The organism is Mesorhizobium sp. WSM1497 (assembly GCF_001672455.2).
In the GTDB taxonomy this organism is placed as follows: Bacteria; Pseudomonadota; Alphaproteobacteria; order Rhizobiales; family Rhizobiaceae; genus Mesorhizobium; species Mesorhizobium ciceri.
In genome coordinates, this window is record NZ_CP021070.1 from 4907164 (window position 1) to 4921701 (window position 14538).

A 14538-nucleotide genomic window follows, 5' to 3' on the forward strand; every position below is an offset into this window, starting at 1 on the left:
CGGAACCCCAGAGAAAAATCAGATGAAAAATCGCCGCCGCATTTATGAAGGCAAGGCCAAGATACTCTATGAGGGACCCGAACCGGGCACGCTTATCCAGTTCTTCAAGGATGATGCAACCGCGTTCAACAAGAAGAAGCACGAGGTCATCGACGGCAAGGGCGTCCTCAACAACCGCATTTCCGAGTATATTTTCAACCACTTGAACCGCATGGGCATTCCGACCCATTTCATCCGCCGTCTGAACATGCGCGAGCAGCTGATCAAGGAAGTCGAGATCATTCCGCTCGAAGTGGTGGTGCGCAATGTCGCCGCCGGCTCGCTGTCCAAGCGGCTCGGCATCGAGGAAGGCACCGTTCTGCCGCGCTCGATCATCGAATTCTATTACAAGGCCGACGCGCTCGACGACCCGATGGTGTCGGAAGAGCACATCACCGCGTTCGGCTGGGCGAGCCCGCAGGAAATCGACGACGTGATGGCGCTGGCCATCCGCGTCAACGACTTCCTCTCCGGCCTGTTCATGGGCGTCGGCATCCAACTCGTCGACTTCAAGATCGAATGCGGCCGCCTGTTCGAAGGCGACATGATGCGCATCGTCGTCGCCGACGAGATCTCGCCGGACTCCTGCCGCCTGTGGGACGTGGCGACGCAGGACAAGCTCGACAAGGACCGTTTCCGCCGCGACATGGGCGGCCTCGTCGAGGCCTACCAGGAAGTTGCCCGCCGCCTCGGCATCATGAACGAGAACGAGCCGCCGCGCCCGACCGGCCCGGTGCTCGTCGCCTCGACCGACGGCCTCAAAGGCAAGCCGCACTGATCGCGGTTTGCGACCCGATAATCAGAACAGGAGCATGTCCAGCGTGATCAAGGCCCGCATTACCGTCACCCTCAAGAACGGCGTGCTCGACCCGCAGGGCAAGGCGATCGAACACGCATTGTCGGGCCTGGGCTTCGGCGGCGTCGGCACGGTGCGGCAGGGCAAGGTGTTCGACGTCGAGCTGGCGGAAAGCGACAAGGCCAAGGCCGAAGCCGACCTCAAGGCCATGTGCGACAAGCTGCTGGCGAATACGGTGATCGAGAATTATAGTGTGACGCTTACCTAAGGCTGTGCCGGAGGCACGGATGCCTGAAGTCACGAGTGAACTGATGTACGAGCTTCTCGAGATTGTAGCGATCAGGCTTGCAGGCGTTGAGCACGCAAACGGACGTCAACAATATCTACGCGATAGCAGGCCGTATCGATCAACGTCTTGAACGGATTGAGCAGCGCCTCGAGTTGCGCGAACTCGCCGAAGCACAAAGGCCTTACGAACCGAAATGAAATCAGCCGTCGTCCTCCTGCCTGGCCTCAATCGCGACCGCGACATGATCGCGGCGCTGACCAAGATTTCGGGAACACCGCCGGTCACCGTCTGGCAAACCGACACCGAAATCCCCGATGTCGATCTGATCGCCATTCCGGGCGGTTTTTCCTTCGGCGACTATCTGCGCTGTGGCGCGATCGCCGCGCGCATGCCGGTCATGCGGGCAGTGGCCGAAAAAGCGGCCGCGGGCGTGACGGTCATCGGCGTCTGCAACGGTTTCCAGATCCTGGTCGAGGCCGGCTTGTTGCCGGGTGCCTTGATGCGCAACACCTCGCTGAAATTCGTCTGCCGGCAGGTGAAGCTCGAGATCACCAATGCCAACACCATGTTCACCCGCCGCTATCAGCCGGGCCAGATCATCCGCTCGCCGGTCGCGCATCATGACGGCAATTATTTCGCCGACGCCGACACGCTTGCCCGTCTCGAAGGCGAAGGCCAGGTGGTGTTCCGCTATGCAGAGGGCACCAACCCCAACGGCTCGATCAACGACATTGCCGGCATCGTCAACAGCCAAGGCAATGTGCTCGGGCTGATGCCGCATCCGGAAAACCTGATCGAAGCAGCTCATGGCGGTACCGACGGCCGCGGACTGTTCGAGAGCGCCCTCGGCATCGCTGCCTGACGATATCGAAGCGAACAGCTTGAAAACAGCCGGACATTCCTGTCTCTTTGGAGCAAGTCTGGTTCATTGGGAGAGAGACGGTCATGAAACTCTATTCGCGGCCGTTGTCGCCCTACTCGTCGATCGTGCGGGCATTGGCCTACATCAAAGACGTACCACTCAAGATCATCGCGCCGCCGCCCGGTTTTCCCATCCCGGAAGAGTTTCGCGCCATCTCGCCGATGAACCGGATTCCGGTGCTGATCACCGGCTCGGGCGAGACGATCGTCGAATCGGTGGTCATCGCCGAATATCTCGAGGAACGGTTTCCGGAACCGGCGCTGCTGCCGCCCGATTCCAAGGACCGTGCGCTGGTGCGCATGTTCGCCCGCATCACCGATCTCGATGTGCTGACCCCGTTGATGAAGCTTTTCGAGCTTCATTCCATGCCGAAGCGCAACAATGCCGAGATCGACGCTCAGTTCGCCCGCCTGCATCATGGACTGGCGGCAATCGAGGCCCGTATGGCGCAAGGGCCCTTCGCACTCGGCGACGACATCAGCTTCGCCGACGCCTGGCTGACGCCGACGCGGTTCATCTTCAACAATTTCCGCGCCATGACAGGACGCCACGACCTGCTCGACGCCTATCCCAAATTCGACGCCTACCAGCAGATCGCCTCGCAACACCCGGCATTGTCGCGTGTGTGGGGCGAGATGACCGACGGCTTGAAAATCTTCCTGTCCGAGCTTGAGATGGGTGCCGCTTGATCAAGTCGAGGACGATCGCGCTGGTCGCCGCGGCGGGCTTTGTGCTGGCATCCTGCCAGTCGACGCCAAAGAGCACGCCTGTTCCCTCGGGCAAAAGTGCAGCGCTGCTGGCCATGGAACAAGTGGCGATCGCCGCCCACAAATGCTGGATCGCCAGCAAGGACCCGGCCTTCAAACCGTATCAGATGGCCAATGAGCTGAATTCGTTCAGCGGCACGCCGCGTTTCCTGCTGGTTCCGGCCAAGCACTATGGCGGCAAACCTTTGCTGGTCGTGCAGGCGCAAGGCAATTCTAGCCGTGTCGACGTCTTCGGACCGCTGATGAACGATCCGCTCGGCGCCCGCATCGGCTCCGACATTGCGCGCTGGCAGGCCGGCAATCCGGCCTGCGCCGCGACGGCCTAGCCCATGGGCCGGTTCCTGCAGATTGTGGGGCTGGTCATCGGTCTGGCCGGGCTCATCCTGCAGTTCTGCATCAGCATTCCTGCATCGATGGAAGCAGGCCGCAGCCTGCTTGGCTCCGTCATTTTCGTCTTCAGCTTCTTCACCATCCTGACCAACATCGGCGCGGTGCTGGTGTACACGTCGCTGCTGTCACCCACCTTCTATGCCTGGCTGCCGGCCTTTGCAGGGGCGCGGATGCGCACCGGCGTTGCGGTTTCGATCGCACTGGTCTTCATCATCTACGCAACGGTTCTGGCACGACTCTGGCAGCCGCAGGGACTGTTCCTGCTCTGCGATGTTCTCCTGCACTACGTCACGCCGGTGCTGTTCGTGCTGTGGTGGCTGATATCGGGCGCCGACGGCCGGACACGCTGGAGCGACATTTCGTGGTGGGTGATCTATCCCATCGCTTATCTGGTCTATGCGCTGGTGCGGGCGCCGCTTGCCGGCGAGGTGCCCTACCCTTTCCTGAACATCGCCAAGAACGGCGCGACCAGCGTCGTCATCTCAGCTGCAGCCATCACCGGACTTTTCCTCGTGCTGTGCGTGGTCGCCGTCCTTGCGGACCATGCCGTTGCACGCACCAGGGCGTCGAGGGTCCGTTAGAACTGTGCGGACCTTCTGTCCGGATTTCCCGGACCATCATCTTTCCCAAACCGGTTCCCACCTTTTGGGATCACGGTCAGTCCCAGAACGGCCTGATGCCCTCGCGGTGGGCGTCGCAGCGCGTGACGCCGATATCCTTGAGCTGGTCGTCGGTCATCTCCAGCAGAGCCAACCGGCTGCGGCGGCGATCCAGCAGGTTGTCGATCCATCTTGCCAGCGACCTCAGCACGCGCACAAGGCGGCTGACAAAGCCGCGCTGAGCCGACGGGCGTGTCGATTGGGCCGATAATGCAGCGCTCGAATGACGTATTGTCACGATTGTATTCATTTTCTTTCTGCCAAAGTCCTAAATTGTACCCTTTTGGCACGCGATTGATATGTATTGACTCATCTATCGGTGCAATATAGAAAATTGTCACCATGACAAATTGGCTTCCAGATCTCACTGCCGGCTCCGGCCCGCTGTATCAGCGGCTGGCGGATTCCATCGAGACGGACATCGATCGGGGCGTGATCGATGCCGGCGCAAAGTTGCCGCCGCAGCGCGACCTCGCCTACGACATCGGCACCACCGTCGGCACGGTCGGCCGGGCCTATCAATTGCTGCGCGAGCGTGGCCTGGTGAGCGGCGAGGTCGGGCGTGGAACCTATGTGCTCGGCCAGCGCGCGAAGCCGGATTTTCCGGCTCCGGACGTCGGCGGCGAAGGCACGCGCTATATCGATGCGCCTAAAGGCAAGCTGCGTTTCGACAGCACCGCAGCACCTGATATCGGCCAGGGCGACATTGTCGCCGGTGTCCTGTCGCGCACGGCGCAGGACCATCCGCATGAGATTTCGAGCTACACCAGGGATTTCCCCGAACGATGGTACGAAGCCGGCGCCCGCTGGTTGGCGCGCAATTCCTTTCGCCCGGATGCCGACACCATCGTTCCCACGCTCGGCACCCATGCGGCGGTGATGGCGGCGATCGCGGCGCTCACCATGCCTGGCGACTATGTTGCCTTCGAGCACCTCACCTACTCGCAGGTTTCCCGCAGTGCCGGCTTGATCGGCAGGCGCACCGCGTTGGTGGCATCGGACGATGAAGGCATCGATCCGCAGGATTTCGAGCGCGTCTGCGCGCAAAAGCATCCCAAGATGATCTTCCTGATGCCGACGGCGCAGAATCCGACGCTGGCCACCTTGTCGGCGGCGCGCCGCGAAGCGATCGCCCATGTCGCACGCGAATACAATGTCGTCCTCATCGAGGACGACCTCTATGGCAATCTGACCGATGATCCGACGCCGTTGCTGGCCGAATATGCTCCTGAGAGGACCATTGTCGCGGGCGGCCTGTCGAAGTCGGTCGCAGCCGGTGTGCGCGGCGGCTGGCTTTCCTGCCCGCCCGCCTACCGCCACCGCATCCGCGTCGCCCACAAGATGATGACCGGCGGCATGCCCTTCCTGCTGGCGGAGGTGAATACAAGGCTGGTGCTGTCCGGTCAGGCGGATGAGATACGAAAGCGCAGCATCGCCGAAATCAGCGCCCGCATCGCCATCGTACGCGAGACTTTGGCCGGCTTCGCCTTCAAGTCGCATGACAGGGTGCCCTTTGTCTGGCTGACCCTGCCCGACCCCTGGCTTTCCGGCACCTTCAAGAACGCTTGCCTGGAGCACGGCGTGCTGATCGACGACGAGGACGAATTCAAGGCCGGCCGTTCCGAGCAGGTTTTCCATGGCGTCCGCTTCGGCGTTTCGCAGCCGAGACAGCGCGGGGATATCGCTGAAGGCGTTGCGGTGATCCGGCGACTTCTCGATGAAGGCCGCGCCGGCTACGACAGCTTCTCCTGACACTGCGTGGCTTTGTCCGGTTTTCCGTCGTTTTTCGTCAATCCATGGGTGTATCGGCCGCAAGGCTTGCGATAAGACGGGACTCAAAATCCCAACGTCCCGGATAAAAATCGCCGCCCATGACCATTTCCAATTCCGTGCCGATCACCCCCGAGCTCATTGCCTCACACGGGCTCAAGCCCGACGAGTACCAGCGCATTCTCGACCTCGTCGGGCGCGAGCCGAGCTTCACCGAACTCGGCATCTTCTCGGCGATGTGGAATGAGCACTGCTCCTACAAATCCTCGAAGAAATGGCTGCGCACGCTGCCGACCACCGGACCTCAGGTCATCCAAGGGCCGGGCGAGAATGCTGGCGTGGTCGACATCGGCGATGGCGACTGCGTCGTCTTCAAGATGGAGAGTCACAACCACCCATCCTACATCGAGCCCTACCAGGGTGCGGCGACCGGCGTCGGCGGCATATTGCGCGACGTCTTCACCATGGGCGCGCGGCCGATCGCGGCGATGAATGCGCTGCGTTTTGGTGCGCCCGACCATCCCAAGACCAGGCACCTCGTTTCAGGCGTGGTTTCCGGCGTCGGCGGCTATGGCAACGCGTTCGGCGTGCCGACGGTCGGCGGCGAGGTCAATTTCGATGCCCGCTACAATGGCAATATCCTGGTCAACGCCTTTGCAGCGGGCCTTGCCAAGACCGATGCGATCTTCCTGTCCGAAGCCAAGGGAGTCGGCCTGCCGGTCGTCTATCTCGGCGCCAAGACCGGCCGCGACGGCGTCGGCGGCGCCACCATGGCTTCGGCCGAATTCGACGACAAGATCGATGAGAAGCGTCCGACAGTGCAGGTCGGCGATCCCTTCACCGAAAAGTGCCTGCTGGAAGCCAGCCTCGAACTGATGGCCTCGGGCGCCGTCATCGCCATCCAGGACATGGGTGCGGCCGGCCTCACCTGCTCGGCGGTCGAAATGGGCGCCAAGGGCGACCTCGGCATCGAGCTCGATCTCGACAAGGTGCCGGTGCGCGAAGAGCGCATGAGCGCCTACGAAATGATGCTTTCGGAAAGCCAGGAGCGCATGCTGATGGTGCTGCGTCCGGAAAAGGAAAAGGAAGCCGAGGCGATCTTCCACAAATGGGGGCTCGACTTCGCCATCGTCGGCAAGACCACCGACGATCTGCGCTTCCGCGTGCTGCACCAGGGCGACGAGGTTGCCAACCTGCCGATCAAGGATCTTGGCGACAAGGCTCCGGAATATGACCGGCCGTGGATCGAACCGAAGAAGCCGGCGCCGCTGGCCGCCAATGACGTTCCGCAAGCCGATGTTGCAGACGCGCTCCTGAAGCTGCTCGGCGGTCCCGACCTGTCTTCGCGCCGCTGGGTGTGGGAGCAGTATGACACGCTGATCCAGGGCAATTCGCTGCAGCTTCCAGGCGGCGATGCCGGCGTGGTGCGGATCGAAGGCCATGCGACCAAGGCGCTCGCCTTCTCGTCCGACGTGACGCCGCGCTATTGCGAGGCCGACCCTTACGAGGGCGGCAAGCAGGCGGTGGCCGAATGCTGGCGCAACTTGACCGCCACCGGCGCTCTGCCGCTGGCCGCAACCGACAACCTCAATTTCGGCAACCCGGAACGGCCCGAGATCATGGGCCAGCTGGTCGGTGCCGTGAAAGGCATAGGCGACGCCTGTCGTGCGCTCGAATTCCCGATCGTCTCCGGCAATGTCTCGCTCTACAATGAGACCAACGGCCAGGGCATCCTGCCAACCCCGACCATCGGCGGCGTCGGCCTGATCGCCGATTGGTCGAAGATGGTGCGGACCGGCTTTGCGGCCGAGGGCCAAATGATCCTGCTGGTCGGCGCGCCGGCGTCCTGGGGAACGCATCTCGGGCAATCGGTTTATTTCAGGGACATACACGGCCGCACGGATGGACCGCCGCCGACGGTCGACCTCGAGCATGAAAAGCGCGTCGGCGACCATGTGCGCGCGCTCATCGCCTCCGGCATCGTCACGGCGGCGCATGACGTTTCCGATGGCGGTATCGCGGTGGCTTTAGCCGAAATGGTGATGGCGTCCGGCATCGGCGCCACCGTTCCCGGCCTTGTCGGCACCGACCCGATCCCGGTCTGGTTCGGCGAGGATCAGGGCCGTTATCTGCTGACGCTGTCGATCGACCCGCATGGTGACGAATGGGACGCCATTCGCAAGCAGCAGGGCGAGCTTGGCATCTTCGCGCCGTGGATCGGCTCCACAGGCGGCAGCGCGCTGAAGCTTGGCGACGCCAGGGCAATCCCGGTCAGCGAACTCTCCTCGGCTCACGAAGGCTGGTTCCCGCGCTTCATGGATCAGGCTAGTTGACCACACTGGCTGCCCGGGCGCTGCTTGCAGTCGTTTTCTGGCCGTCGCTGTTCTTCTTCTGGTTCCTGGGACCGTTCGTCTTTTTCCTGCTGTCGACAACCTCGAGCGAGGTTTGTATGCGGCTGGAAACACGTGCGGAGTTCCTTGCCGCGGCGAACGGCGCCATCCCGATGCTGGCGCTGCAGAACCTCCTCTACGCGGTCCCGATCATCTGCCTGGTGCTCTGGGGCCGCCTTTTCCCGGATCCGGCACGGGCAAGGCACATTGTCACCTGCGTCAAGCTTTTCGCCGGCACGGTGGTCGTGGGCGCGTTTTGGGAGTACGGCTCGTCGCTCATCTGCGACGGCTATGGTCAGGGGTTCTTCTCGCCGGCTTGGCAAATGACGAGCTATCTCCCCATTGTCAGCCTGCTGCTCAACGCGCCGCTCTATGTGCTTGCCTTCGGCCTTGGCCGCGCTTTCTCGACACGCGAGGACGTTGCCGAGGATGAAGCAAGCCCACCGGCCTAGTCTTTCTCTGAAGCCGTGTGGCCGTTGGCGGGACAGAACGGCTTCAATCCGGACCGGAAAGGCTTTAGGCTCACCCGACTCTCATCTTATGGCCGGCTACCGGCCGCTCGAAACAGGATTTTGCCATGGCAATGGATGCCCACGACATCGAAAAACTGATCAAGGACGGCATTCCGGACGCCAAGGTGACGATTCGCGATCTCGCCGGCGACGGCGACCACTATGCGGCCGAGGTGGTGGCCGAGAGCTTTCGCGGCAAGAGCCGCGTCCAGCAGCACCAGATGGTCTATGACGCGCTGAAGGGCAATATGGGCGGCGTGTTGCACGCATTGGCGCTGCAGACCAGCGTTCCCGACTGACCCTTAGCGCTTGGCCCAACACGGCTCATCCTTTGCGCCATTTCAGCCACGGCGCGGCTAACGTCTTGTTTCGAGCAATCGTTGGGTTTATTTGAAGGGTATGTTTCGAGCCTGACTCCCACAGGCGGGAAAGGATATTCCATGAGCGGCATCAACGACTACATTGACAATGAAGTGAAGGGCAACGACGTCGTCCTTTTCATGAAGGGCACACCTGGTTTCCCGCAATGCGGATTTTCCGGCCAGGTCGTCCAGATCCTCGACTATATCGGCGCCGACTACAAAGGCGTGAACGTCCTGGACTCGGCTGAACTGCGCCAGGGCATCAAGGAATACTCCAACTGGCCGACGATCCCTCAGCTCTACGTCAAGGGAGAATTCGTCGGCGGTTGCGACATCGTGCGCGAGATGTTCCAGGCGGGCGAGCTGCAGACGTTCCTCGTCGAGAAGGGCGTCAGCGTCAAAGGCGCCGCCTGATTTCTGTTTTGTGCATGCCCGAAATCGACGTTGATTTTCGGGCATCGAGCACCAGGCACCGGGGCAACCTCACCTCGGCAATTTTCATGTCCTGACCCCAGGACCAGGACGAGCCAATGCGCCGGCCCGCCGGCGCATTTTCGTTTGAAAGATCGGACTTGCCGTGGACCAGCCAAAACCAGCGCCGCAATCGGCAAGCAAACTGCCCATTCCGCGCTGGGAGTTCATCGCTCTGTGCGCGGCACTGATGGCGCTGAACTCGTTGGCCATCGATATCATGCTGCCGGCTCTGCAGCAGATCGGCGCCTCGCTCGGCGTCGAAAATGAAAACCACCGGCAGTACGTCATAACGGCCTACATTCTGGGCTTCGGTGGCGGGCAGCTGTTCTTCGGGCCGATCTCGGATCGCTTCGGACGTCGCGCACCACTGGTCGCAGGGCTGGTGATTTATGTCGCCGCGGCTGCGGCCGCCGCCGTTGCACCAAGCTTTGAAACACTTCTGCTGTGCCGGGCCGTGCAAGGCATCGGTGCAGCCGCCACTCGTGTCATCGCGGTCTCGATCGTGCGCGATACGTTCGACGGCCGGCGCATGGCCGAGGTGATGTCGCTGATCTTTATGGTGTTCATGGCGATACCGGTCATTGCTCCCGGCATCGGCCAATTTATCATGCTGTTTGCGACCTGGCATTGGATCTTCGTCACCATGGCCGTCGGTGCGCTGCTCGTCTCGGCCTGGTCGCTGCTGCGCCTTCGTGAAACGCTGCATCCCGAACATCGCCGGCCGCTGACGCTCAACTCCATTGTCGGCGGGTTTCGTATCGTTCTCACCAACCGCATTGCGATCTGCTATGCCTTCGCCAGCACCTTCATTTTCGGCGCCATGTTTGGCTTCATCGCTTCGGCGCAGCAGATCTATGTCGACATTTTCAAAGTCGGCGAGATGTTCCCGGTCATCTTTGCTGGGGTTGCGGGCGTGCTCGCCTTCTCCAACTTTCTGAACTCGCGCCTTGTCGGCCGCATCGGCATGCGCCGCCTGTCGCAGAGTGCGTTGCTGCTGTTCCTGGTCATCAGCCTTGCCTGGCTGGTGATTTCGCTGGAGATGAGGATGCCGCTCTGGCTGTTCATCACCTTCTTTGCCTGCGCCATGCTTCCATTCGGTGCGCTCGGCGCGAACTTCAACGCGCTGGCCATGGAGCCGCTCGGCCAACTGGCCGGCACGGCTTCGTCGATCCTCGGTTTCATGCAGACGTTTCTCGGCGGCATTCTCGGCACGCTGATCGGCCAGGCCTTCAACGGCACGGTGACGCCGCTGGCCGCCGGCTTCTGCAGCGTCTCGGTCGCCGCGCTGCTGATGATCTTCATCGCCGAACGCGGCAAGATGTTCCAGCCACAGAACCCGCCCGTTTCAGGGCACATCACCGACTTGCATTAGGACGCACCTTCAAGGGCTGCCGTGAACCGAGGGGCAAGCATGCGCCCCGCAATTGCTTCGCCCATGCTGTCCGAAAAGTGCAATGGCAGAGCGTCATCGAGTGCCCTGAGGATGGATGCCACGAAGGCCCGGCTGCGCTGGGCATCGGTTCCCAGATCGGAATATGTGGCGCGAGGTTTGCCGATCAGCGTGCCGTTGCGGCGAAGCGAGAACCGCAGCGTGAGGGACATGCCCGCGGTTCCGGGTGGCGGCTTCCAGCAGGCATAGATCGCGTCCGACATCTCCTTTATCGTGTCGACGAGATCGGTACTGCGACAGCTGCGCTCTTGCGACCTTGCTTCCAGGGAACTGGCGAACAGACCGGCGGCAAGAGCCACCGCGACAAATGCAAACCGAGGTTTCATTCGAGAGCCTCCGGATTTGCGCGAGATTGTACTGCTTTCGGCTAACGCAGCAATCGATCCTACTGCGCCCAGAGCTCGCGGCGCAATTCGTGCCAGCTTTCCTTGTCTGGCGCGACAAGCAGGCCGCCGCCGAGATGCGAGGGCAGATAGGCGCTGCCGTCGAAGCGCGCCGCATGGCCGCCGGCCTCGGCATGGATCAGCACGCCGGCCAGGTGGTCCCACGGCATCAGCTTGTTGTAGACGACGAAGTGGGCATGGCCGCTCGCCAGCAGGCGATATTCGTGCGCGGCGCAGCGATAGGCGAACTGCGACAGGATCTTGGTCTGGTTGCGCGCCAGCCGTGTCCGTTCCGGCTCGGCCATATATTGCCAGGAGACAGAGCCGGTCATCTCCGAGATCGGCGCGGGTACCGCTACATGCACCTTCTCGATGCTGCCATGCGCATGCCGGATATGGCTGCCGGCACCCCTGGCGCCAATCAGCCAGTCCTTGCCGACGGGATCGTGGATGATGCCGGCGACGGTCTCGCCCTTGACCACGACCGCCAGCATGACGCCGAACAGCGGCACGCCGGAGGCGAAATTGAAAGTACCGTCGACCGGGTCGATGACGAAGGCCAGATCGGCATCGCCCAACCCGTTTAAAAGCGCTGGATTGTCGGAACAGGCCTCCTCGCCGACGACCATCGCTGAGGGATACCGCTCGCGCAGCCGCGCGGTGATCAGCCGCTCGGCATTGACGTCGGCTTCGGTCACCAGGTCGGCGGCCGACGTCTTCTGCCTGACATCGCCATCGCCCAACCGGCGAAAGCGCGGCATGATCTCGGCCAGTGCCGCCTCGGCCAGAATGCCGGCCAGCCAGTCGATCGCGGTGTCGTCAAATGTCATCGGCTTGCCTTGTGGTGAGGGTCTTGAGGGCAGCGAAATCGAACAGCTTTCTGTCGAGCAGATGCGATGGCCTGCTGTTCGACAGCGCGCGCAGCATCGTATCCTTGCGGCCCGGCATGCGCTTTTCCAGGTCCTCGAGCATCGCCTTCATGGCGTTGCGCTGAAGACCTTCCTGGCTGCCGCAGAGATCGCAGGGAATGATCGGGAATCGCATGGCGGCAGCGAATTTTTCCAGATCAACCTCGGCGCAATAGCTCAATGGCCGCAGCACCATGACGTCGCCTTCGTCATTGAGCAGTTTTGGCGGCATGGCGGCGAGACGCCCGCCATGGAAGAGGTTCATGAAGAAGGTCTCGAGAATGTCCTCGCGATGGTGGCCGAGCACCAGCGCCGAGCACCCCTCCTCGCGTGCAATGCGGTAGAGATGGCCGCGCCTGAGACGCGAGCAGAGCGAGCAATAGGTGCTGCCCGCCGGCAGCTTGTCGGTGACGACGGAATAGGTGTCCTGATATTCGATCCGGTGCGCAATGCCGTGGCTGTCGAGATAGTCCGGCAGGATATGTTTGGGGAAATTCGGTTGGCCCTGGTCGAGATTGCAGGCCAGAAGATCGACCGGCAAGAGCCCGCGCCATTTGAGGTCGAGCAGCACCGCGAGCAGGCCGTAGGAATCCTTGCCGCCCGACAGGGCTACGAGCCAGCGCTGGCCGGGCTTGACCATCGAGAAATCCTCGATCGCCTGCCGGGTCAGCCGCAGCAGCCGCTTGCGCAGTTTGTTGAACTCGACCGAGGACGGCACGTCGGCGAACAGCGGATGGAAACCGCCTTCGCTGTCGGCGACCGGTTCGAGCGTTTCAATGTCTGGAAGCATGTTCATGGCATGTCGCTTTCAATGGCCCAGAGCGCCGGATTAGCGGACATGACCGACAAAGAAAAGGCCGCCTCGACGGGCGGCCTTCGCAGGATGTCGCAGAACGCGCTCGTTTAGCGCGAATAGAATTCGACGACCAGGTTCGGTTCCATCTGCACGGCGAACGGAACGTCCGCCAGGCCGGGGATGCGCGAGAAGGTCGCGACCATCTTGTTGTGATCGGCTTCGATGTAGTCCGGCACGTCGCGCTCGGCGAGACCGACCGCTTCCAGAACGATGACCAGCTGCTTGGACTTTTCGCGGATTTCGACGACATCGCCCGGCTTGCAGCGGTACGAGCCGATGTTGACGCGCTTGCCGTTGACGTTGACGTGACCGTGGTTGACGAACTGACGGGCGGCGAAAATGGTCGGCACGAACTTGGCGCGGTAGACGACCGCGTCGAGACGCGACTCGAGCAGGCCGATCAGGTTCTCCGAGGTGTCGCCCTTGCGGCGGTCAGCCTCTTCATAAACCTTGCGGAACTGCTTTTCCGAAACGTCGCCATAGTGCCCCTTCAGCTTCTGCTTGGCGCGCAGCTGCAGGCCGAAATCGGAAAGCTTGCCCTTGCGGCGCTGGCCATGCTGGCCGGGGCCGTATTCACGCTTGTTGACCGGGGACTTCGGGCGGCCCCAGATGTTTTCGCCGAGACGGCGGTCGATCTTGTACTTTGCGGATTCGCGCTTGCTCATCGCATTCCCTTTTCAAAACAAACACACCCGGAACCTCATGGTCCGGGTGAAGGAAACGCGCCCTCCTCTGGCCTCCGTTTTCGAGACCTGACAGGGTTTTCCCACGCAACGCGGCGGAAAACCCACGGGACACGTCAGTTCAAACAAGATAGTAGAATTGGATTTCCACGCATCTTGCGCACATAAAGAAAACCACCGGGCATTGCGGCCCGGTGTTGGCGCGCTGATTAAACGGAGATTTAACCGGTGTCAAGCTTGTGGCTGGCGTAGGCCATGGCGACGATATAGCGTCTCTGGGTTGAGTACAGTGCCGGATGTGGCGGGAGGTTGCGCCAGCGGCATCAGGAAGGGACCGGAGCAGAGGAGCTACATTCGCATGAAGAAATTCTTCCTTACCCTGACAGGAGCCGCTGTGTTGGCGGGATCCATGGCGGTCATGACACCGGAGCCGGCTGAGGCCAGGCATTGGCAAGGGCACCGGCATCACCAGGCTTGCCGCATCGTGATCAAGAAGAAAATTATCTGGCGGCACGGCCACAAGAAGGTCATCCGCTACAAGATCAAGCAGTGCAGAGGGCGCTGGTAGGCTGCAATCAGGCGGCCGACATCATTTCGAAGCCTGCGGTTTGGCCGCGGGCTTTTGATTCCGGCTCGTGTTCTTCGGCGTTTCCCTTGAACGGCGGACCGCACTCTAGCCTTTCGACTTCTTCTCCGGCAGGCCCTTGCGCTTCGTCTCGGCGAATTCCTCGAGCTGCTTTTCGCTCATCGATTCGTACATTCCCTTGGAAGCGCCCTGGAGTTCGCTCTTCTTGGTCTCGCCGCGCTTGGCCGACAGAGCCGCGCCGGCGGCTTTCTGCTGGGCTTTCGAGGTGGCTGGCATGGCTCTTTCTCCCGTTGGCATCAGGA

General features: G+C 61.8%; 19 protein-coding genes. 13 read left to right on the forward strand and 6 right to left on the reverse strand.

What is annotated here, in order from left to right:
• The first annotated feature begins 22 nt into the window (after positions 1–22).
• From purC to A9K65_RS24115, 6 genes are all read left to right on the forward strand, one after another.
• On the forward strand, positions 23–817 hold the full coding sequence (gene purC / locus A9K65_RS24085) for a phosphoribosylaminoimidazolesuccinocarboxamide synthase (RefSeq protein ID WP_013532127.1): 795 nt from the start codon (positions 23–25) through the stop codon (positions 815–817).
• Positions 818–860: 43 nt separating this feature from the next.
• Complete coding sequence (gene purS / locus A9K65_RS24090) at positions 861–1103, forward strand: phosphoribosylformylglycinamidine synthase subunit PurS (RefSeq protein ID WP_013532128.1); 243 nt, start codon at positions 861–863, stop codon at positions 1101–1103.
• 214 nt (positions 1104–1317) lie between these two features.
• On the forward strand, positions 1318–1986 hold the full coding sequence (gene purQ / locus A9K65_RS24100; protein ID WP_024504558.1) for a phosphoribosylformylglycinamidine synthase subunit PurQ: 669 nt from the start codon (positions 1318–1320) through the stop codon (positions 1984–1986).
• Between the two features lie 83 nt (positions 1987–2069).
• The gene (locus A9K65_RS24105) at positions 2070–2735 is read left to right on the forward strand and encodes a glutathione S-transferase family protein (protein WP_064995397.1); all 666 of its coding nucleotides are present in this window, start codon (positions 2070–2072) and stop codon (positions 2733–2735) included.
• Entirely contained in the window at positions 2732–3139 is a 408-nt protein-coding gene (locus A9K65_RS24110; RefSeq protein WP_064995398.1) for a hypothetical protein, read from the forward strand. Before A9K65_RS24105 ends, A9K65_RS24110 begins: the two co-directional genes overlap by 4 nt.
• A gap of 3 nt (positions 3140–3142) precedes the next feature.
• Positions 3143–3784 (forward strand): Pr6Pr family membrane protein, encoded by a 642-nt coding sequence (locus A9K65_RS24115; RefSeq protein ID WP_013532132.1) that lies wholly within the window; start codon positions 3143–3145, stop codon positions 3782–3784.
• Between the two features lie 76 nt (positions 3785–3860).
• On the opposite strand, the gene A9K65_RS24120 is transcribed toward A9K65_RS24115, so the two are convergent.
• Positions 3861–4112 (reverse strand): DUF1127 domain-containing protein, encoded by a 252-nt coding sequence (locus A9K65_RS24120; RefSeq protein ID WP_063167819.1) that lies wholly within the window; start codon positions 4110–4112, stop codon positions 3861–3863.
• Positions 4113–4204: 92 nt separating this feature from the next.
• Here A9K65_RS24120 and A9K65_RS24125 point away from each other — a divergent pair, with 92 nt between their 5' ends.
• From A9K65_RS24125 to A9K65_RS24150, 6 genes are all read left to right on the forward strand, one after another.
• Positions 4205–5614 (forward strand): PLP-dependent aminotransferase family protein, encoded by a 1410-nt coding sequence (locus A9K65_RS24125; RefSeq protein WP_013532134.1) that lies wholly within the window; start codon positions 4205–4207, stop codon positions 5612–5614.
• A gap of 119 nt (positions 5615–5733) precedes the next feature.
• The gene (purL, locus tag A9K65_RS24130; protein WP_064995399.1) at positions 5734–7965 is read left to right on the forward strand and encodes a phosphoribosylformylglycinamidine synthase subunit PurL; all 2232 of its coding nucleotides are present in this window, start codon (positions 5734–5736) and stop codon (positions 7963–7965) included.
• A complete protein-coding gene (locus tag A9K65_RS24135) occupies positions 7962–8474 on the forward strand; it encodes a hypothetical protein (protein ID WP_064995400.1) in 513 nt (170 codons plus the stop codon). The genes purL and A9K65_RS24135 overlap by 4 nt, the downstream gene beginning before the upstream one ends.
• 125 nt (positions 8475–8599) lie before the next feature.
• Positions 8600–8833 (forward strand): BolA family transcriptional regulator, encoded by a 234-nt coding sequence (locus A9K65_RS24140; protein ID WP_010909092.1) that lies wholly within the window; start codon positions 8600–8602, stop codon positions 8831–8833.
• Positions 8834–8974: 141 nt separating this feature from the next.
• Positions 8975–9310 (forward strand): Grx4 family monothiol glutaredoxin, encoded by a 336-nt coding sequence (gene grxD, locus A9K65_RS24145; protein WP_013532137.1) that lies wholly within the window; start codon positions 8975–8977, stop codon positions 9308–9310.
• Between the two features lie 163 nt (positions 9311–9473).
• Entirely contained in the window at positions 9474–10742 is a 1269-nt protein-coding gene (locus tag A9K65_RS24150) for a multidrug effflux MFS transporter (RefSeq protein WP_084016244.1), read from the forward strand.
• Here the strand turns inward: A9K65_RS24150 and A9K65_RS24155 are convergent.
• The 4 genes from A9K65_RS24155 to rpsD all read right to left on the reverse strand — a co-directional run bounded on the left by A9K65_RS24155 (position 10739) and on the right by rpsD (position 13632).
• On the reverse strand, positions 10739–11146 hold the full coding sequence (locus A9K65_RS24155; RefSeq protein WP_064995401.1) for a hypothetical protein: 408 nt from the start codon (positions 11144–11146) through the stop codon (positions 10739–10741). The genes A9K65_RS24150 and A9K65_RS24155 overlap by 4 nt on opposite strands.
• Positions 11147–11205: 59 nt before the next feature.
• On the reverse strand, positions 11206–12033 hold the full coding sequence (locus A9K65_RS24160) for an inositol monophosphatase family protein (protein WP_013532140.1): 828 nt from the start codon (positions 12031–12033) through the stop codon (positions 11206–11208).
• Positions 12023–12907 carry a tRNA 2-thiocytidine(32) synthetase TtcA gene (gene ttcA, locus A9K65_RS24165; protein ID WP_064995402.1) on the reverse strand — a complete coding sequence of 295 codons (885 nt, stop codon included), beginning with the start codon at positions 12905–12907 and terminating at the stop codon, positions 12023–12025. The genes A9K65_RS24160 and ttcA overlap by 11 nt, the downstream gene beginning before the upstream one ends.
• Before the next feature lie 107 nt (positions 12908–13014).
• Positions 13015–13632 carry a 30S ribosomal protein S4 gene (rpsD, locus tag A9K65_RS24170; protein WP_013532142.1) on the reverse strand — a complete coding sequence of 206 codons (618 nt, stop codon included), beginning with the start codon at positions 13630–13632 and terminating at the stop codon, positions 13015–13017.
• A 376-nt stretch (positions 13633–14008) separates the two neighbouring features.
• Between rpsD and A9K65_RS24175 the strand changes: the two genes are divergently transcribed.
• On the forward strand, positions 14009–14218 hold the full coding sequence (locus A9K65_RS24175; protein ID WP_013532143.1) for a hypothetical protein: 210 nt from the start codon (positions 14009–14011) through the stop codon (positions 14216–14218).
• 105 nt (positions 14219–14323) lie between these two features.
• Here A9K65_RS24175 and A9K65_RS24180 read toward each other — a convergent pair whose 3' ends face one another.
• A complete protein-coding gene (locus tag A9K65_RS24180) occupies positions 14324–14512 on the reverse strand; it encodes a DUF3008 family protein (protein ID WP_013532144.1) in 189 nt (62 codons plus the stop codon).
• Positions 14513–14538: the final 26 nt, after the last annotated feature.